This is a genomic window from Rhodobacter sp. 4.3.4, from assembly GCF_058724655.1.
Genome location: NZ_JBZXDU010000004.1, coordinates 41619 through 58762 on the forward strand (window position 1 = coordinate 41619; position 17144 = coordinate 58762).

15 protein-coding genes and 1 pseudogene are annotated in these 17144 nt (G+C 63.2%); 6 read left to right on the forward strand and 10 right to left on the reverse strand.

All coding sequences use genetic code 11. The features are described 5' to 3' along the window. Nucleotides 1-119: 119 nt before the first annotated feature. Nucleotides 120-1541: an SNIPE associated domain-containing protein gene (locus AC4PTB_RS18915; RefSeq protein ID WP_492189564.1), complete on the forward strand. Its 1422-nt coding sequence runs from the start codon at nt 120-122 to the stop codon at nt 1539-1541. Between the two features lie 351 nt (nt 1542-1892). Here AC4PTB_RS18915 and AC4PTB_RS18920 read toward each other — a convergent pair whose 3' ends face one another. The 6 genes and pseudogenes from AC4PTB_RS18920 to AC4PTB_RS18945 form a co-directional block, all read right to left on the reverse strand. After that, complete coding sequence (locus AC4PTB_RS18920) at nt 1893-2303, reverse strand: type II toxin-antitoxin system VapC family toxin (protein ID WP_492192862.1); 411 nt, start codon at nt 2301-2303, stop codon at nt 1893-1895. After that, on the reverse strand, nt 2300-2563 hold the full coding sequence (locus tag AC4PTB_RS18925) for an antitoxin (protein ID WP_492192863.1): 264 nt from the start codon (nt 2561-2563) through the stop codon (nt 2300-2302). The genes AC4PTB_RS18920 and AC4PTB_RS18925 overlap by 4 nt, the downstream gene beginning before the upstream one ends. Nucleotides 2564-2929: 366 nt before the next feature. Then, complete coding sequence (locus AC4PTB_RS18930; protein WP_492192864.1) at nt 2930-3736, reverse strand: crotonase/enoyl-CoA hydratase family protein; 807 nt, start codon at nt 3734-3736, stop codon at nt 2930-2932. A 9-nt stretch (nt 3737-3745) separates the two neighbouring features. After that, complete coding sequence (locus AC4PTB_RS18935) at nt 3746-5422, reverse strand: acyl-CoA dehydrogenase family protein (protein ID WP_492192865.1); 1677 nt, start codon at nt 5420-5422, stop codon at nt 3746-3748. Beyond that, nucleotides 5419-6997, reverse strand: a pseudogene (locus AC4PTB_RS18940) (AMP-binding protein). Before AC4PTB_RS18940 ends, AC4PTB_RS18935 begins: the two are co-directional and overlap by 4 nt. A gap of 7 nt (nt 6998-7004) precedes the next feature. Next, nucleotides 7005-8108, reverse strand: coding sequence for a glycine cleavage T C-terminal barrel domain-containing protein (locus AC4PTB_RS18945; RefSeq protein ID WP_492192866.1), 1104 nt, complete (start codon nt 8106-8108; stop codon nt 7005-7007). Between the two features lie 103 nt (nt 8109-8211). Between AC4PTB_RS18945 and AC4PTB_RS18950 the strand changes: the two genes are divergently transcribed. Then, on the forward strand, nt 8212-9111 hold the full coding sequence (locus AC4PTB_RS18950) for a LysR substrate-binding domain-containing protein (protein ID WP_492192867.1): 900 nt from the start codon (nt 8212-8214) through the stop codon (nt 9109-9111). 69 nt (nt 9112-9180) lie between these two features. Here AC4PTB_RS18950 and AC4PTB_RS18955 read toward each other — a convergent pair whose 3' ends face one another. Next, nucleotides 9181-9411: a WGR domain-containing protein gene (locus tag AC4PTB_RS18955; protein ID WP_492192868.1), complete on the reverse strand. Its 231-nt coding sequence runs from the start codon at nt 9409-9411 to the stop codon at nt 9181-9183. A 78-nt stretch (nt 9412-9489) separates the two neighbouring features. After that, nucleotides 9490-9687: a hypothetical protein gene (locus AC4PTB_RS18960; protein ID WP_492192869.1), complete on the reverse strand. Its 198-nt coding sequence runs from the start codon at nt 9685-9687 to the stop codon at nt 9490-9492. A 124-nt stretch (nt 9688-9811) separates the two neighbouring features. Between AC4PTB_RS18960 and AC4PTB_RS18965 the strand changes: the two genes are divergently transcribed. Continuing rightward, the gene (locus AC4PTB_RS18965) at nt 9812-10237 is read left to right on the forward strand and encodes a hypothetical protein (RefSeq protein ID WP_492192870.1); all 426 of its coding nucleotides are present in this window, start codon (nt 9812-9814) and stop codon (nt 10235-10237) included. A gap of 8 nt (nt 10238-10245) precedes the next feature. Here the strand turns inward: AC4PTB_RS18965 and AC4PTB_RS18970 are convergent, their stop codons facing one another. Together AC4PTB_RS18970 and AC4PTB_RS18975 are read right to left on the reverse strand one after the other, a co-directional pair. Then, nucleotides 10246-10908, reverse strand: coding sequence for a hypothetical protein (locus tag AC4PTB_RS18970; RefSeq protein WP_492192871.1), 663 nt, complete (start codon nt 10906-10908; stop codon nt 10246-10248). Further along, complete coding sequence (locus AC4PTB_RS18975) at nt 10905-11669, reverse strand: nucleotide-binding protein (protein ID WP_492192872.1); 765 nt, start codon at nt 11667-11669, stop codon at nt 10905-10907. Before AC4PTB_RS18975 ends, AC4PTB_RS18970 begins: the two co-directional genes overlap by 4 nt. Nucleotides 11670-12945: 1276 nt before the next feature. Here AC4PTB_RS18975 and AC4PTB_RS18980 point away from each other — a divergent pair. The 3 genes from AC4PTB_RS18980 to AC4PTB_RS18990 are packed head-to-tail and all read left to right on the forward strand — an operon-like array spanning nt 12946 to nt 17110. Next, a complete protein-coding gene (locus AC4PTB_RS18980; protein ID WP_492192770.1) occupies nt 12946-13365 on the forward strand; it encodes a plasmid mobilization protein in 420 nt (139 codons plus the stop codon). Then, nucleotides 13362-15239 (forward strand): relaxase/mobilization nuclease domain-containing protein, encoded by a 1878-nt coding sequence (locus AC4PTB_RS18985; RefSeq protein ID WP_492192771.1) that lies wholly within the window; start codon nt 13362-13364, stop codon nt 15237-15239. The genes AC4PTB_RS18980 and AC4PTB_RS18985 overlap by 4 nt, the downstream gene beginning before the upstream one ends. Before the next feature lie 11 nt (nt 15240-15250). Further along, the gene (locus AC4PTB_RS18990; protein ID WP_492192772.1) at nt 15251-17110 is read left to right on the forward strand and encodes a type IV secretory system conjugative DNA transfer family protein; all 1860 of its coding nucleotides are present in this window, start codon (nt 15251-15253) and stop codon (nt 17108-17110) included. Nucleotides 17111-17144: the final 34 nt, after the last annotated feature.

Consider the following 17144-nt stretch of genomic DNA (forward strand, 5'->3'; position numbering starts at 1 on the left):
CGTGTGTGAGGGAAGTTTGGCGTGAATGAATTTGAGTTTGATGCGCTGATCACGGAACTCCGCCGCATTCTTCTTATGTCCACGCTCAATTTACGTGATTTATTTAATGGGAGATTGCCATGGGTAACACGATCAGCCTCACCGACCCGATGACCTTAGGAATCCTTGTCTGGTTCCTGTCAACGCCACTCTTCCTTATCCTGTGGCTGATTTGCGCCCGGAAGGCGCGCCGCGGCGCGAGCAGGATTATCGAATTGGAAAACGAGAATGCGCACGAATGCGCGCGGTTGTCGGGTATCTTAGACGAAATGCGCGGGCGGTTTGCGCCTATCCTGTCTGTCGACGATGAACTAAAGAAGTTAGAAGCCGCTGCTGCTGATGAGAACCGGCGGGTAGAAGACCTGCGTGCCAGCTATGCTGAGAAACGCAAGGTATTCGATCGACTTGAACAACAGGTGGCGATCTACGACGAGCGACTCGCGTTCGCTGAATTGGGCGTCTACGAGCCGCACTTCGATTTTGGCGACAGCGAGACCTACAAGTCCCGCATCAAGGAAGTGCGTGAGCGTCAGAAGGCGATGATTACGCAGGGATCTGCCACCATCTGTCCGACGGGCTGGACTGTCGATGGAAGCCGGTCGAAGGGTCAGACAATGGTCAATCGGCAGGTGCGCCTGACAATGCGTGCTTTCAACAACGAGTGTGAAGCTGCCATCGCAAACACCAGATGGAACAACGCGGTGGCGATGGAGAAGCGGATCGTGGCTGCAGCGGCCGCGATCAACCGCGAGAACAGCTCGATGAATCTCTCGATCAGCGACGCCTATGTTGCGCTAAAGATCGAGGAACTGCGGCTGACACATGAATGTCGCGAGCGCCTGAAGGCCGAGAAGGACGAACGTGCCGAATTGGCCCGGATGGAGCGTGAGGAGAAGAAACTGCTGGCCGAGGCAGAGTCCGCAGAGCGCGCCGAACGGAAATACCAGGAGCTTCTCGACAAAGCACGCAAAGAGGCGGAGGCTGGCTCTGCGACCGATGAGATGCGTCGCCGCATAACCGAACTCGAAGCCTCTCTTGCGGAAGCGCACAGCGCGAGCGAGCGGGCTCGCGCCATGGCCGAGATGACGAAGTCCGGCTACGTTTACATCATCTCGAACATCGGCTCCTTCGGCGAGGACGTGGTAAAGATCGGCCTCACCCGTCGCCTGGACCCGGACGACAGGGTGAGAGAGCTGGGCGATGCCTCTGTGCCCTTCTCTTTCGACACCCATGCGATGATCTACAGCGACGAGGCGCCGACCCTAGAAGGAGCGCTTCACCGCGAGTTCGCCGACCGGAGAATCAACATGTCCAACTTCCGAAAGGAGTTCTTCCGCGTGAAGCTTGAGGAAGTCGAAGAAGCTGTCACACGCCTAGCGCCATCTGCCGCCTTCTTCAAGGATCGGGAGGCACAGGAGTGGCACGAGACCCTCGCCCGCCGAAACCAGGCGCTTCAGGATATGGCGGCACCTGCGCGAGACGCTCTTCCGGCGTCGCTCTGACCTGCCAGGCACCTGGTTTGAAAGCAAGCGGCGCCGCGCGATCTCACGGCCGAGACTCGGTCCACTCCAGCTTGCTGGTGGCGTCGGGCCAGGGTCTCCGCACTACTGGCGCATTCGCGAAACTACCGCTCGGCGCCCGACCGGCCTCAAAACTGCCGCAAAACCACCGGTAGTTTGGCTGAGCAGCCTGCAATACTGCTCCGGTCTTCTGTCCAGTAAGCGGCAAACACCACACACACAGTTTTGAGTGTCGCATTCTCAGAATTATCGGTCTTTTTATAAGTCATTGTAATAGCGGGACAAAATGGAAGCTATATCATGCTGCGTCGTATGATCCGGCGCCCAACCCTGTCATGGAGCAGCCAGCCAGTTCTCGACCAAGAGTCCCCGGACTCGGGTAAATTCGGCGGTGTTCGCGGTGACCATAACCGCGCCGAGTGCATAGGCGTGTGCTGCGATCAGGAGGTCATTCGGGCCGATGGGATTGCCGGCCGCTTCCAGCTCGGCGCGGATCCGGCCATACTCTGCGTCAGCCGGGACATCGAAGGCCAAGACCTGGATGCTGCCAAGGATGGCTTCGACATTCGCGAGCAACATTGCCGACCCCTTCCGGGCGCAGCCATATCGCAGCTCTGCTGCCGTGATGATGCTGACGCAGACGGCGTCAGGTCCGACTCTGACGATGTGCCGCATGACGTCGCCTTGGGGACTGCGGACGAGGTCGGACACGATGTTTGTGTCCAGCATATAGAGCGGGCTCACAGATCCACCTCACGAAGAGGCAGCAGGCTATCGTCGATGTCGGGAAACTGGTCTTCCGGCCCAAGCGGCGTCAACTCGGCCAGGACGGCCAAAAGGCTCTTGCGCCGCACCGGCTCGAGGATGAGGCGGTCGCCATCGCGGTGGATCAACACGCGGTCGCCGGGCATCTCGAAGTCGGCCGGAATGCGAACGGCCTGACTCTTGTTGTTGCGGAAGAGTTTGGCCTCGCGGCCGGACGGGTGATCTTGGGCGTGGGGCATGGCGGCCTTCTTTGCATATGCAGTGACATATACATAGGAGGGACGCGAATTTCAAGGTCCAGTGCTCGCCCTGACACGTCCTTTTAGGAAAAGTCAGACACGATCCTCCGAAATGCTGCGGAGTGACCGGGAGCCCGGCGCTCGCCATTCTCACACCCAATTACACCCATTTCGGACTTCGCGTGAGCCCGTGGGTTATAGAACAGGCTTCTATAACCCACCCGGCGGCCATGTACGCCAGCGGCTCCGTCGCGTGAACGACGGCGGGAACCGCCACTTCCGCAAAGGAGATCGTGGGAGTGGCACGGATCATTTTCACCGCATATTCTGCGGCGATTGGAAGGGCCAATCGCCGCGAAGACTGGCTTAGCTGTTCGGACGCACGCGGGCCGCGCTTTTGTCTGCAAAGGCGGCAAGACGGGCGCGGGCTTCGGGTTGGGTGTTGACCACTCCGGCCAGAACGGCTTCGGCATAGGCGGCGTCCAGGGCTGACATGTTCTGCATGTGGCTGATCCCCGAGCAGATGGCGAAGTTCGACAGAGGCAGGTTTTCGGCGGCCTTGCGCGCCAGTTCCAGCGCCTTGTCGAGGCTGGAGCCTTCGGTGCGATATTGCGCCAGACCAAGGTCGACCGCCTCTTGCCCCTGATAGACGCGGCCGGTCAGCATCATGTCGACCATCCGCGCCTTGCCGACCAGATCGGTAACGCGGATCGTGGCTCCGCCGCCGGTGAAGAGGCCGCGCTGGCCCTCGGGCAGGGCGAAATAGGTGGTCTGGTCCATCACCCGGATGTGTGCGGCGCTGGCCAGTTCCAAACCGCCGCCGACCACGGCACCTTTCAGCGCAGCGATCACAGGCACGCCGCCATATTCCATCTTGTTGAAGGCTTCGTGCCAGCGCAGGCAAAGATGCATGAACTCCGCCGGGCTGCGGTCGGCCTGGTGGTGTTCGACCAGGTCCAGCCCCGCGCAGAAATGGTCCCCTGCCGCAGCCAGCACGATAGCGCGGACCCCGGCGCGGGGAGCGGTGGAAAACAGCGTGACCAGCTCCTCGATCGAATGGGAATCCAGCGCGTTGCGTTTGGTCGGGCGGTTGAGCGTGACGATCAGGACGCCGTCGTCCTGCGCCTGAAGGGCAAGGTTATGGAACTGGGTCGGGTCGAGTTTCGGGGTCATTGCGGCCTCTCAGAAGGTCATGGAAAGCAGGCTGTCGGCGCCGTTCAAGATACGGGCGCGCTGAAGGGCGGTGTCGGGCAGGATGTGCTGGGCATGGAACCGCGCGGTGGCGATCTTGGCGGTCATGAAGGTGGGGTCGGTCTGCAAGGCTCCTTGTGCCGCCAGTGCTGCGCGGGCCATCTGCCAGCCTGCGACCAGATTGCCAGCCAGCATCAGGAAGGGCACCGAACCGGCAAAGGCTGCATTCGGTTCGGCGGTCAGCAAATGGGCGGCGGCGGCCTCAAAATCCAGCCGAGAGGCGGTCAGCAGGCCAGCAATGTCTTGCAGGTCGTTGGCTCCCGAAAGCAGTTCCCCTTCGGTCGCAGCGATCATCGCGGCAAGGCGGCGCGCGGTGGTCCCATCATCCCTCAGCGTCTTGCGGCCCAGAAGGTCGTTGGCCTGAATGGCCGTGGTGCCCTCATAAATCGGCAGGATGCGGGCGTCGCGGTAATGCTGCGCGGCGCCGGTTTCCTCGATAAAGCCTGCGCCGCCGTGGATTTGCACCGCGGTCGAGGCGACCTGCACGGCCATTTCGGTGCAATAGCCTTTGACAAGCGGCACGAGGAATTCGGCCAGCGCGGTGTCGCCCTGGTCCTGAAGGCCTGCGGCATAGGCGGCCAAGGATCGGCAGGCCTCGGTCGTGGCGCGCATCTGGCCCAGCATGCGGCGGACATCCGGGTGATGGATGATCGCCACCGCAGCGGACGAACTGCCATCCACCGGACGGCCTTGAATCCGGGCCTTTGCATAGGAGGTGGCCTGCTGTGTCGCGCGATCCGCAATCGCCACGCCCTGAACGCCCACGGCAAAGCGGGCAGCGTTCATCATGGTGAACATGTAGTCGAGGCCAGAATTTTCCTGCCCGATCAGGAACCCCGTCGCGCCGTCAAACTCCAGCACGCAGGTCGGGCTGGCCCGAACCCCCAGCTTGTGTTCGATGCTTTGGCAGGTCACGCGGTTGCGCGCGCCATCGGGCAAGACCTTTGGCACCAGAAACAGGCTGATCCCCTTGATGCCCTTGGGTGCATCGGGGGTGCGGGCAAGGACAAGGTGGACGATGTTCTCGGCCAGATCATGCTCGCCATAGGTGATGAAGATCTTTGTGCCGGTGATCGCATAGGTGCCGTCCGTCTGTCCTTCGGCCCTGCTGCGCAGCAGCGCCAGATCGCTGCCCGCCTGCGGCTCGGTCAGGTTCATCGTGCCGGTCCAGCGGCCTGCCACCAGATGCGGCAGGTAGGCGGCCTTCATCTCCTCGTCGCCAAAATGGCGCAGGGCTTCGATCGCGCCATCGGTCAAGAGCGGGCAAAGTGCAAAGCTCATATTGGCGGCGTTCAGGATTTCTGACGCGGCGGCACCCATGACGCGCGGCAGGCCCTGCCCGCCAAAAGCCTCGGGATGGCAGAGGCCCTGCCACCCCATCGCGACGAATTGCGCATAGGCCTCGCGAAAGCCGGGCGCGGTATGGACCACGCCTCCCGTGCAAACGGAACCCGTACGGTCACCCGATGCGTTCAGGGGGGCGATCTCCTCGGCGCAGAAGCGCCCGAGTTCCCCCAGCACAGCGGCCGCGAGTTCAGGGTCCGCGCCGCCACCTGCGATGTAGGCAATGTTGAACAGCAGATCATTCAGCGGCGCTGCATAGGTCATGTTTGCACACCCATGACGCGGGCCGCCTGACGCAGCACATATTTCTGGATCTTGCCGGTCGCGGTCTTGGGCAGTTCACCAAAAACCACGGTCTTCGGCGCTTTGAAATGGGCAATCCGCTCGCGGCAAAAGGCGATGATCTCCTCGGCCGAGGGGGCCGGGCCTTCGCGCAACTCGATGAAGGCACAGGGGCTTTCGCCCCATCTGGCGTGGGGGCGCGCGACGACGGCAGCGGCCTGAACCGCCGGATGGCGATAGAGCACCGCCTCGACCTCGACCGAAGAGATATTCTCGCCGCCCGAGATGATGACATCCTTCAGCCGGTCGCGGATCTGGATATAGCCATCGGGATGCACCACCGCCGCATCGCCAGACCAGAACCAGCCGCCCTGAAAGGCCTCACCCGTGGCCGCATCGTCCTTGTAATAGCCCTTCATCACGGTGTTGCCGCGAATGGCGATCTCACCCTGCGTCATCCCGTCTTGGGGCACATCAAGCCCGCTGGCGCGGTCGACCACGCGGATGTCTTCGACCATCGGAAAGGCAAGACCTTGCTGCGCCTGCCGCTCGGCGCGGGCCTCGGGCGGGAGGGCGTCCCAATCCTCTTGCCACAGGCATTGCGCGATATGGCCATAGGTTTCCGTCAGGCCATAGACCTGCATCACCTCCATCCCCAAGAGCGCGGCCTTTTCCAGGACGGATGGCGGAGGCGGGGCTCCAGCGGTCAGCACCTTGATCTTCGGCGAAAAGGGTTCGCGGGCCTGATCGCACAGCATTTGCAACACGATGGGGGCCGCGCCGAAATGCGTGACGCGGTGCAGGGCGATGGCGGCCAGAAGCTTGGTCGGTGTCGCCTCGCGCACAAAGATCATGTGGCCCCCGACTACGGCCATCGCCCAGGGGTGGTTCCAGCCGTTGCAGTGGAACATCGGCACGACCGACAGATAGGTCGGGTTCGGCGGCAAGGCCCAGCCTGCCACCGTTCCCATCGCCATCAGATAGGCCCCGCGATGATGATAGATGACGCCCTTTTGGCTTGCCAGACGTGCCGGAAGTATAATTCAGCGCCAGCGCCTGCCCCTCGTCAGCTGGCAGCGCCCAGGCCATTGGTGCATGGGCCGTCAGGGTTTCATAGTCCTCAAGGTCAAGAACCGGCAGGGTCCGGCCAAGGTGGGTGAAGGCATCGTTCAGAAGCGTGCTGAGTGCCGGATCGACGATCACCATCACCGCGTCGGAGTGGTCCAGGATATAGGCGACGCTTTCCGCATCCAATCGGGTGTTGATCGCGTTCAGCACAGCGCCCAGCAGGGGAACCGCATAGTGCAATTCGAACAGTTCGGGCCCATTTGCGGCAAGGACCGCGACCGTGTCCCCAAGGCTGACGCCGCGCAGGGCCAAAGCAGCCGCGACGGCACGGCAGCGGGTGCCGACCTCGCCCCACGTCCGGGTGATCTCTCCGCAGGTGGTGGCGGGGCGGTCGGCATAGACCTTCTCGGCCCGCTTCAGGAACGAAAGAGGCGAAAGGGCGACATGGTTGGCGGGTTGCCACGAAGGGGCTTCAAAATGCGCGCGCATGACGGCCTCAGAGGAAGGGCAAGGGGACAAGCTGCGCGTTGACCGGGCCCGTGTCGCGCTGCACCTGAACCGTTTCGCCTGCCGGCACGCCCGCGTCGACCAGGGCGTAGCCGATGTTGGCCTTCATCCGCGGCGACCAGACACAGTTGGTCATCATGCCGATGCGCTGACCGTTGCGGTTGATATCTTCGCGGCGGAAGCCCAGAGGTGCAGGGGCAGCACCTTCCAATACCAGACCCAGTTGGTGACGCTTCACGCCTTCAGCGCTGATGCGGCGCAGCGCCTGAATGCCCACCACATCATCGGCAACATCCAGATCGACATATTTGCCCAGACGCACCTCGAACGGGTTGGTCATATCGTCCGTATCGCCGCCGACCGAGACAAGGCCGCTTTCCGTCCGCTCGGCGGTGGCTGGCGCGCCGGGGCCAATGCCCCACGGCTGACCGGCCTCCTTGAAGATGTTCCAAAGCTCCGTCCCGCGGCTGCCGTCCTTGAGATAAATCTCGAACCCGCCCTGCTTCGACCAGCCCGAGCGTTGAACAGCCACGGGGATGCCGCCCACTTCCGTCTCACGGAACCAGAAGTATTTCAGCCCCCGCACCCAATCGCCCAAGACATGCGCCACCACGTCCTCGGCCTTGGGGCCTTGCAGCGCCATGGGCGAGACGTCGGGTTCGGAAACCTGCACATCCAGACCGCGTTCCGCCGCAATGGCGCTGGCCCAGAACCAGATGTCGCTGTCGGCGATGGACAGCCAGTACAGATCATCCGCCAATTTCAGCAGGATCGGGTCGTTGATGATCGTGCCGCGATGGTTGCACAGCGGCACATATTTGCCCTGCCCCACCTTGCAGCCGGACAGATCGCGGGGCGACAGGATCTGCGCCAGCCGCCCGGCATCGCGGCCCTTCAGCTGCACCTGCCGCTCCACCCCCACATCCCATTGCGAGACGCCGTTGATCAGCCGCCAGTATTCCCCTTCCGGGTCACCGTAGGAGGTCGGCATGATCATCCGGTTGTAGATGCTGGCCGCCGTCATGCCTTCGGCCACGGCGGACGCGTAAAACGGCGATGGGCGCAGGCGCGCCGTGGGGAATACTTGGAACATGGAGCCTCCCTTGGTTGCCCCTTGAATGGTCCCGCTGGCATGTTTTGGTCAAACGACGTATTCAGGGGCAATGCCCCTACAAACAGTTATACCGTGGTTTTGCATGGCCCCTGACCTGCCCCCCCTGACCTGGCTGCGCGCCTTCGAGGCCGCCGCGCGCACGCTCAGCTTCACCCATGCTGCCGCGGAATTGCACCTGACCCAGGCCGCGATCTCCAAACATGTGAAATCGCTGGAACATCACTTGCGCCAGCCCCTGTTCATCCGCCGTCCGCGCGGGCTGGAGCTGACGAAATCCGGCGCGGCCTACCTGCCCAAGGTGCAAGACGCGCTGCAACGTCTGGCCATCGGCACGCGAGAGGTCTTTGGTCAGCGCCGGACACAGGCATTGACCGTGCGCTGTGCCGTGTCCTTCGCGGTCAATTGGCTGATGCCCCGCCTGCCGGATTGGTTGGAACAGCACCCAAAGCGGCCGGTCCGCCTGCTGTCCAGCGTCTGGAACGAGCCTTTCGATGCCGAGGATATCGACCTCGACATCCAATACGGCACGGGGGATTGGCCGGGCTGCAACAGCCACCGGCTGACATGGGAAAGCCTGACCCCGCTTTGCGCCCCCGCAACCATGCTGCTCGCGCCAGACGACCTGCGCGACCACCGCCTGTTGCATGTGCTGGGCTATCACGAAGGCTGGGGGATCTGGCTGAAAGCGGCAGGGGCTGCAGCGGTGGACGCAGGGTCCGGCCTGCATCTCGATACCTCACTGACGGCCTTCGAACTGGCAGCCCAGGGTGGCGGGATCGCGCTTGGCCGTTCATCCCTTGCGAGTCACGCCGTCGTCTCGGGCCGTCTGATCAAGCCGTTTTCTCTATCCGTGCCCATTGGCGAGGCATTCCACCTTGTCGAGCCTGCGGGCGGTTCCCGTCACGGCGATGCCGAAGCCTTCACTGAATGGCTTGTTGGGCAAGCAGCAGGGGAGCGGCCAGTCTGGAGTCATAAGTTGTGAGCGATAGATTTCCCCCCATCTCACACCGAGCCGCACGGGTTCTGGATTGAGTTCTTCAGACGTCAGTCATCAGGCTGCCCTGTACCCCCGCCGCTCCTTTACTCGGACCAGCGTAGAAGCAGCCTGTTCCGCCGAAGAAGTCGTCGGATAGGATGCGATTCGATACTGGCCCCTGCTTCCGATGCGCCCCCAGCGTCGCTCGACAATGACCTGACCAAACAGGTCTGGCGTGACTTCGACCCGGTAGAACCGGGCCATGTTGAGATCGGTATCGATGCGGTGCAGCAACTGGCAAGACATGGGCTCCTCCTTGGCCCAGGATGCGCCGCGCCACCGCCGCCGTCCAATCAGGATTGTGAATCGGATGCCCTGATCGATTCACAATCCTGATGGATCGCCGGGTTCCTCGCCAATGACCTCCAGCCAGACCGGGCCTCGAAGGGTTTCCGGGTCGACCGCCCAGGATACTACCACTTGACCGTCAGGCCGCCGATGCTGTTCGGCCAGCGGCTCCCCGGCGCAGTCCGGGTCCCGCCACAGGCGACCGACGAGGATGGGTTTGGCTTCATTGCTCATGGTGTGAACCCCTGGCAATTCCGGTCGCTCTGATGGTGGACAAGCGCACAAGCAGAACATATGTAATGAGATCATAAGTGATGTAGTGCAGAAGCGTCACGTCCAAAGAAAGGCCCTCCCCCCTATGCAATTCCCGTCCCCCATTCTTGTTGCTGCTCTTCTGTTCATCGCGGTCACGCCCGCGCTGGCGCTCGACACCTGGACCGACACCGTCCAGCGCGGTCTGCGCGCGCTGAGCCTCAAGACGACGGACGGCGAGGTCCGGATCTATTGCGACCCGGACCGCGTCTTCGGGCCGGACTCGAACGCCAATGTGGCGGTGGACTTGGCCAATGACACTGATCCGACGATGGTCGTGTTCCTGGCGAAGTCCGGCGAGCAAGCTCGCCTTCCGGTCAAAGCGGGCCATGCCTTCCAGACCCAGACCGACGCCGCTGACTGGTCGAAGATGGTGGCGATGGTGAAGGCTGGCGGGTCGTTCGCCATCGTTACCAGCAAAGCCAGCATGTCGGTCGAGACCGCTCCGATCCCGGATCTTGCCTGCGAGTGACGCGCCGGTCATGACGAAGCCTTCTTCGCCTGCCGGGCCTCGATCAGCCCGATGACGATCGCGGCGAAGAAGGCCCCGACGATGGTCGCCTTGGGCAGAACCATCAGCGGATCGCCCAAGGCCAGTTGCATCGCATTCAATGCGACGGGCTGAACATAGACCGTCATGGCTTCGCCAACGGTCATCTCCGCGACATCGATCGCGCGGAAAGACTTCGCAGTGGCGATCAGCGGGTTGAGATCATTGGCCGAGGAGATAGCGCGCAACGCCGCCCTGCCCTCCTTGGCGAAGGCCTTCAGAACATAGGCGTCGCTCAGGCCTTCGGCCATCGGCATGCCGGACAGACGTCCCACCTGCTTCTTGGGCAGACGGAACATCACCACGATCTTGTCCTTCTTCTCTTTCCGGAAATTTCCAGCCTGCTCCGCCAGCGTTTCCGGTGCAGAAGAAGGCACAGCGTTTGCCTGCCCATTCGCGGACTTGCGTGCCCCGGACGGGACGTCGGGCGACTGCGAAACCCCGACTGCCTCGCTGCCCTGCCTCCTTTGTTCGGCCAGGAGCCGGTCTTGCGCTTCGCGGGAGGACCTCAGCCGAGAGGCAGCATTCTGCATGCCCGGCTCGCCAGCGGCCGGTGACGGAGCTACGCGCGGTGGCAGTTTGAAGCGGCTCATCCGGGGATTACCTCGTCGATCCCAGCGAGGACCAACCCCGCGACTTCAAGTTGGCGCATGATGGCTTCCGCCATGAGCCGCCCACCGGGTGCCCGCGCATTGGCGGCGGCGGCCGGGCCGAGTGGGCCGTGGAAACCCAACTGCTCGAGGATCTTGGAGTGTGGCACGATCACATCGAGATGGTCGAGCCGCAGGATTTCCATGAGTACGTCCTGATCCCGCTTGGGCAGCAGGCTCATGCCCCCTTCCCGGGTGGCGGCGTCGATGATTTTCGGACCGGCATCGATCACAAGCACGCGGACCTCCGGGAAGCGCTCGCCCTCGGCGATGCTGGCGCGGAGGTCATCCATCCAGAGGACTGCGCGGTGGGTCATCTCCCATTCGGCATAAACCGGACGGGCCGGGATCAGCACCAGGTCGGAGAGCAGACAGAAGTCCTCGGTGTCTGCATGGGTGCCGGGTCGTGTGTCGAGGATGACGAGATCCGTACCCGCCGCCTCTTCTGTCTCCAGCAGCGAGAGCAATCCCTGGACGCTATCTGGTGGCGACAGGATCGACAGCGCCTCGGGCCAGGTGGGTTTCTTCGGCCCGTCCCAGGCCGCGAGATCGAAGCTGTCGCGCCAGCGGCCCAACTGGGCATTCACGTCGCCGTCGATCAGCGTCACACGACGCCTGGCGTCCAGCGCTGCCGAGGCAATCAGCATCGCCGTGGTGGTCTTGCCCGAACCGCCTTTGGTTTGGACGATGGTAATGACTTGCATGGAAACACCCCCCGCAATCGCAACACGCATCAACGGGCGCCGAGCTTGCGAACCAATTGCCGCAAGGGAAATCAGCACCCATGGTCGCGTGAGGTTAGAAGGCGAACCCTCTGTAAGAGTTCACATTTCTGCCGCGCGACCGGTGCGCTCAATAGGCATATGGTTGTGTGATCGTCAAACAGGTTGCGCCGGAGGTTGTGGGCCTGTCCGCAAATCTTCATATTTCCTAAGGAATTTGGAGATGCCTGTTGCTGCGGCGCAGCATGTCGGGGCTTTCGCCGCGTCTCCCTTCTGAACAGTCTGGCGGGCCGACTGTTTGGCTGTTTGCATGTCTGACCGGTTGCCTGTTTGACCGGACGCCCGCCGGACCATTTGCCGGACCGACAAGGCGCATGGAAACCTGAATGGCGGACTGCAGGCTGGACCACTTGCCTACCCGCCGATCTGCCTGCATGACCGTGGGCAAGGTCGACCACCCGCCCGTTTGCAGAGATACCAGTTTGGCATCTCACCAACATGACCACTGGGCTGCGGGCCACTTGGACCAGGTGGCCAAGTGACCGCTTGTAAGGATGCCGGGACGCTCGTCAGCGCGAGGGATCGCCGAGCCATTTGCATGTCTGCCTGTGTGACCAGGTGGCAGCTTGCCCATGTGCGTGTTCGCATTGGACCGCAGTTGGGGGCCTGAAATGGCCTCCGCCTATCACACGCTGGCCTGGCCGCAGCAACTCTGCCTCCGCCGAACGCACCAGCAGCCTTGACCCAAGGCCCCGAGACCCCACCGCCTTACCTTCCCCCTTTCCGGGAAATCTCGGCGCCTCTCCATGTGGCTCCCGATCCGTTTCGATCGCTCGCGTTGAGCGCGCTGATCATCGAAAACCCCAGCGTTTCAAGGGCCGTCGCGCATTGGTGCTCCCTTCAGCTGAGGCCGTTCGGCCAGGGCGCAGGGATGCAGTCGTCGGGCGAGCCGCCGACCCCTGTCGCCATATGGAGTCCTCAACGGCTGTCCGGTTTCCGCAAGCGGGCTCCTCTTCGGAGGAGCGGAAACCGGCCGGTGAGGACGGTTGGCAGGAACGGTAGTGTGTGTTACATGTGGCGCATCGAATGCAATAGAGGTGTATTGCAAGCAATGCCACGATCCCGCTTCTCCAACGCCGAGAGGACTGCCGCAGAGGCGCGTCTGGCCGCGGGTGAGAGCGTGGCCCAGGTCGCTGCGGCCCTCGGTCGGTCCCGTCAGTCCCTGGCACGGATCAAGGCTGCGATGGACCGGCGGAGCATGGGTCGGCTCGACGTGACGCTGACGGTGCGCTTGGCTCTGGAGGAGCGGGCCGCCTTGCAGATGGCCGCCGAGGCACATGGTCTGACGGTTTCCGAGGCAATCCGGCATCTGGTCAGACAGGCAAGCGGTCTTCTGGCTTTGCGGTCAGACGAGCAGGCGGCTTTGGCCGCAGCACGTCGGGAGTTGTCTTCGGTCGGGACAAACCTGAACCAGCTGGCCCGGCTTGGAGCTGGCGGCAAGCTTAAGTGGAACCCAGGTGACAGCGCGCTTCTGCGGAAAGTGTTGGGCCGGGTCGATGATCTTGCAGAGCAGGTTGTTCGACTGGTTGCCGCCGCTGGACGGTCGGAGGGTCTTGGTTCTGGGGGCGAAGCTCGGGCTTCGGCTGCTCAGAAGTCCCGGGAAGGGGAAGCCCGATGACCCGCGACAGCGTCGAAGATCTCGTTCTTGGCCATGTGCTTGATGGGAAGCGCCGTGGGCGGGGTGCCGGTGGCGGCGGAGCGGCTGGTCGGCTTGGTTCCCCCAAGGAGCGTCGTACACGCGGGCTCCTGCGCAATGCCTCCACGCCCCGCAGTTGGCAATCGGTGGTCAAACGCATCGCTGGCGGTTCGGCCCGGACGCCGCAGGAGCTCAGGCGCCTTCTGGACTATGTCGCCCGGGAAGAAGGCGTTGAGGCGACCTGGTGCAACCTCGCCGGATATGAACGCGACTTCGATCCCCGGAAAGCGGCGCAAGTGGCCCAGAGCTGGTCTTCGACATGGCGCGGGGCGCCCAAGCGCGGGCATACCGACCATATCGTTCTGAGCTTCCCGCGCGGGGTCGAAGTTGGCCAGGCCGAGGCCATCGCCCGGGAATGGGGGCAAGAGGTCTTCGGGTCTGGCGACTATGGCGACGTCTGGCGCTATGTCGCTTCGGTCCACAAGGACACCGACCATGTCCACGCGCATTTCGTGGTGGACAAGCACGGCATCGACAACGGCCGGTTCCTGTCGATCTGCCGTTATTCCGAGCTGAACTTCGATTTGATGCGTGAGCTGCATGCCGAGATCGCGCAGGAGCATGGACTGAACCTCGTCGCCACCTCGCGCCTGTCGCGCGGGCTGATCGAGAATGCCGTGCCGGAGCATGTTGCTCGGGCCAATGCCGCCGGTGGTTCCATTCCCCCTGCCCCGCCGCCGCTGTCGGATGCCGAACAGTCCCGGCGGCTGGGCGCCCTGCAGGACTATGCCCGCGACTATGACGAGCTCTCGCGGATCGCAGCCATCGCAGCCGGGCCGGAAGAAGGCCCCGCTGCTGCCTCTAGTTTCCTCTCCCGATTGGCGGGGGCGCTCGGCGCCTCGGCCGCCGCCCTCAGACAAGGATTGCCATTGATGCCCGATGCCACGCTCCACGAAGAAGGCGATGCCGCCGCCCGGATCGAGGCGGCCCGGGCCGAGATGATCGATGCCGCCGAAGAAGCCTGGAAGGCCATCCGCGAAATGGAGCCTTCGGCCGAGCGCGTGGACCTGGAGCGCAGCTTTGCGGAACAAGCCCGCGCATCCTTGCAACTGGCACCGGATAATTTGCTCCTCGCGGAACACGCGCGCGTCGCGAGCCACGAGGACGATCGCTATTTCCACCCGACCCTGGCCTCGCTGGCGCGTCTGGAAGCAGCACCTCCCGAAGGTCTCACCCTCGACGAGGGTCTGCGGGCTACTCTGTCCCGTGTCCGCGACGAAATCGGCGAACGGCTGGCCGCACTCTTCACCATCCGGGAAGACGAGCTTCGCATCGCGGGCACCTCGGTCGAGGAGATGGTCGCCCGCTTCACTCTGCCCGAACGCAGCGAAGCCCAGGTGGCGAGTTGGGTCGCGGATCAACCGAACACGATGCAGAAGGTGTTCTGGATGGAAATGGAGCGCGCTCTCGGCCAGGAGGTCCGCGCGGAACTGGCCGAGCTCGAACTCCCGCCAGCCCTGATCGAAGCGGTGGCAAAGGAGCAGGTCCTCTCGGCGGACCGGCACCTCGGCCTCTCGGAAGTCCCCGCCCTCGAGGCCATCGTGGACCGCATGCACGAGACCCTGCCAGATGAAGAGTTGGACCGGGTCCTCTCCGGTGATCTCTCGCCACTGACCGAACGGGTCCGGGATCCGGCCCTGCGTGCCGCCGTCGCCCACGAGCTGCGCAACGAAGGCGATCTCTCTGCGGATCATTCCGTCGGTCCTTGGGCCGACCTCGCCCGCAGCCATGCCCGCGCCGCCGAACTGGGACTTCGCGACCGCGAAGCTACCCACGATCACGTCCACGAACTCTGAAGGCCTTCACCATGCTCTCGAACTTCGAAACCCGCTGGCGGTATCCGGTGGCGCTTGTCCTGGGCCTGGCCGTCGGGCTCTACATCGGCGGTATGCTGGCCACGATCTATGTGATGCTGGCCTTCCGGGAGAGCCTCGACACGCTCGATCCCCTGCAACCCTGGTTCATCCGCTACGACTGGGCCGAGATCGCCGCGCGACCGGCGCTTCTGCAATCGGCGCTGATCATCACCGGCTCGGTGACCTTGGCCCTGGTGCTGGTCGGCCTCGCCGGGGTTCATCGCGGTCGGCTGAACCAATATGACGACGCCCATTTCCAGTCCAAGCGCGAGATGAAGCGCAACCGGATGATTGGGCGTCTCGAGACCAACGGCTTCATATTCGCCAAGCTCGGCTCCCCGAAATCGGACGCGCCGTTCGTCATGGCGCCGCCGGATCGCTTCCCCCACGCGATGATGATCGCGCCCACCGGTCGCGGCAAAGGCGTGGGCTTCGTCATCCCGAACCTGCTGCACTTCACGGGCTCGGCGCTGATCCTGGACGTCAAGGGCGAGAACTTTGCCAAGACCTCCATCCATCGCAAGCACGGGCTGAAGAACGCGATCTGGTACTTCTCGCCCTTCGACGAGGAAAAAGGGTCGCATCGCTTCAATCCCCTCGCCCGGATCGCCGCCCTGCCCTCGGCCGAAAGCCAGTTCACCGCGCTGAACACGATGGCCGACCTCTTCCTGATCCCCGAAGGCGAGAGCGCGCAGAGCTTCTTCAACGCCGGCAAGCGGCTCTTCATCGCCTCTTGCCTCTATGCGATCGAGCAAGGGCGCCCGACGCTCGGCTATGCCGCCGAGATCATGGCCGGAGGCGGCAACAAGGTCAGGAGCTTCACCACCATCGCCGAGACGACCCAGATCCCGATCGTCTCGCGCACCTTCCTTGAAATGTCCGACGTCAACGAAAAGACCCTCGGCTCCTATGTCTCCATCATCCAAGGCTCAGGCCTCGGCCTCTGGAACGACCCCGCCGTCGATCGCGTGACTTCGGCGAGTGATTTTGACTTCTCGACCTTCCGTCGGGAGGCGCAGAGCCTTTACATCGTGGTCCAGCCCGAACACCTGAAGACGCTCGCCCCACTCGTCCGCCTCCTCTTCGCCGATGCCATCGCCTCCCTGCAGCGCAAGGAGCCGGGCTCTGACGAACCCCATGCCGTTATGTTCCTGATGGACGAGTTCGACCAACTCGGTCGCCAGCCTTTGGTCCTCTCCTCGATCAAGACGATCCGCAGTTTCGGGGGAAGGTTCTTCATCATCTCCCAGACCATTCCCGGCCTGGACGACATCTATGGCGAGACCGGTCGGCGGTCACTGCAGGGCGGCGCCGGGGTGCAGATCTACATGACGCCGCAGGATGACCGGACGGCGGAGGTGCTTTCGAATGCCCTCGGCAGAGTGACAGTCACCGCCATCAGCGAAAGCCAATCGCGGGTCCAGGGCATGAAGGACAGCGCCAATGTCAGTCGAAAGTCGGAAGAGCGGCCGTTGATCTCGGCGGGCGAGTTGCTACGGTTTCCGTTGGATGACGTTCTGGTGCTGGCCGAGGGGCAGTATCCGATCCGGGCGCGGCATGTGCGGTACTTTGAGGATCGGTATTTTGGCGCGATCGAAGCAGCGCGCAAAAGCAAAGATTTGCCAGTGATCACTTCAAGTGAACCGAGTACAGACGTTCACCTGAGGGCTTCGTTGGTCCAGTTGACCAAATCAACCTCCAAGGAGGCGATCGCCGAAGCAAAAGACGCGTTCGCCGGGATTGCCTCCGCCGCCCGTGGAACCGGGCGCAGGATGCCCAAGAGAGTTCCAGTAGTTGAGTGCCCAGGTTGATCGCGGCCCGAAGCTGCTGATCGTGATATTCACG

What these genes read in the sequence shown, in the direction of transcription:
- AC4PTB_RS18950 (WP_492192867.1), top strand. Translation starts at nt 8,212, where the DNA reads ATGGCCCCTGACCTGCCCCCCCTGACCTGGCTGCGCGCCTTCGAGGCC.
- AC4PTB_RS18930 (WP_492192864.1), bottom strand. Translation starts at nt 3,736, where the DNA reads ATGACCCCGAAACTCGACCCGACCCAGTTCCATAACCTTGCCCTTCAG.
- AC4PTB_RS18965 (WP_492192870.1), top strand. Translation starts at nt 9,812, where the DNA reads ATGCAATTCCCGTCCCCCATTCTTGTTGCTGCTCTTCTGTTCATCGCG.
- AC4PTB_RS18915 (WP_492189564.1), top strand. Translation starts at nt 120, where the DNA reads ATGGGTAACACGATCAGCCTCACCGACCCGATGACCTTAGGAATCCTT.
- AC4PTB_RS18960 (WP_492192869.1), bottom strand. Translation starts at nt 9,687, where the DNA reads ATGAGCAATGAAGCCAAACCCATCCTCGTCGGTCGCCTGTGGCGGGAC.
- AC4PTB_RS18925 (WP_492192863.1), bottom strand. Translation starts at nt 2,563, where the DNA reads ATGCCCCACGCCCAAGATCACCCGTCCGGCCGCGAGGCCAAACTCTTC.
- AC4PTB_RS18955 (WP_492192868.1), bottom strand. Translation starts at nt 9,411, where the DNA reads ATGTCTTGCCAGTTGCTGCACCGCATCGATACCGATCTCAACATGGCC.
- AC4PTB_RS18975 (WP_492192872.1), bottom strand. Translation starts at nt 11,669, where the DNA reads ATGCAAGTCATTACCATCGTCCAAACCAAAGGCGGTTCGGGCAAGACC.
- AC4PTB_RS18935 (WP_492192865.1), bottom strand. Translation starts at nt 5,422, where the DNA reads ATGACCTATGCAGCGCCGCTGAATGATCTGCTGTTCAACATTGCCTAC.
- AC4PTB_RS18985 (WP_492192771.1), top strand. Translation starts at nt 13,362, where the DNA reads ATGACCCGCGACAGCGTCGAAGATCTCGTTCTTGGCCATGTGCTTGAT.
- AC4PTB_RS18970 (WP_492192871.1), bottom strand. Translation starts at nt 10,908, where the DNA reads ATGAGCCGCTTCAAACTGCCACCGCGCGTAGCTCCGTCACCGGCCGCT.
- AC4PTB_RS18980 (WP_492192770.1), top strand. Translation starts at nt 12,946, where the DNA reads ATGGGTCGGCTCGACGTGACGCTGACGGTGCGCTTGGCTCTGGAGGAG.
- AC4PTB_RS18990 (WP_492192772.1), top strand. Translation starts at nt 15,251, where the DNA reads ATGCTCTCGAACTTCGAAACCCGCTGGCGGTATCCGGTGGCGCTTGTC.
- AC4PTB_RS18945 (WP_492192866.1), bottom strand. Translation starts at nt 8,108, where the DNA reads ATGTTCCAAGTATTCCCCACGGCGCGCCTGCGCCCATCGCCGTTTTAC.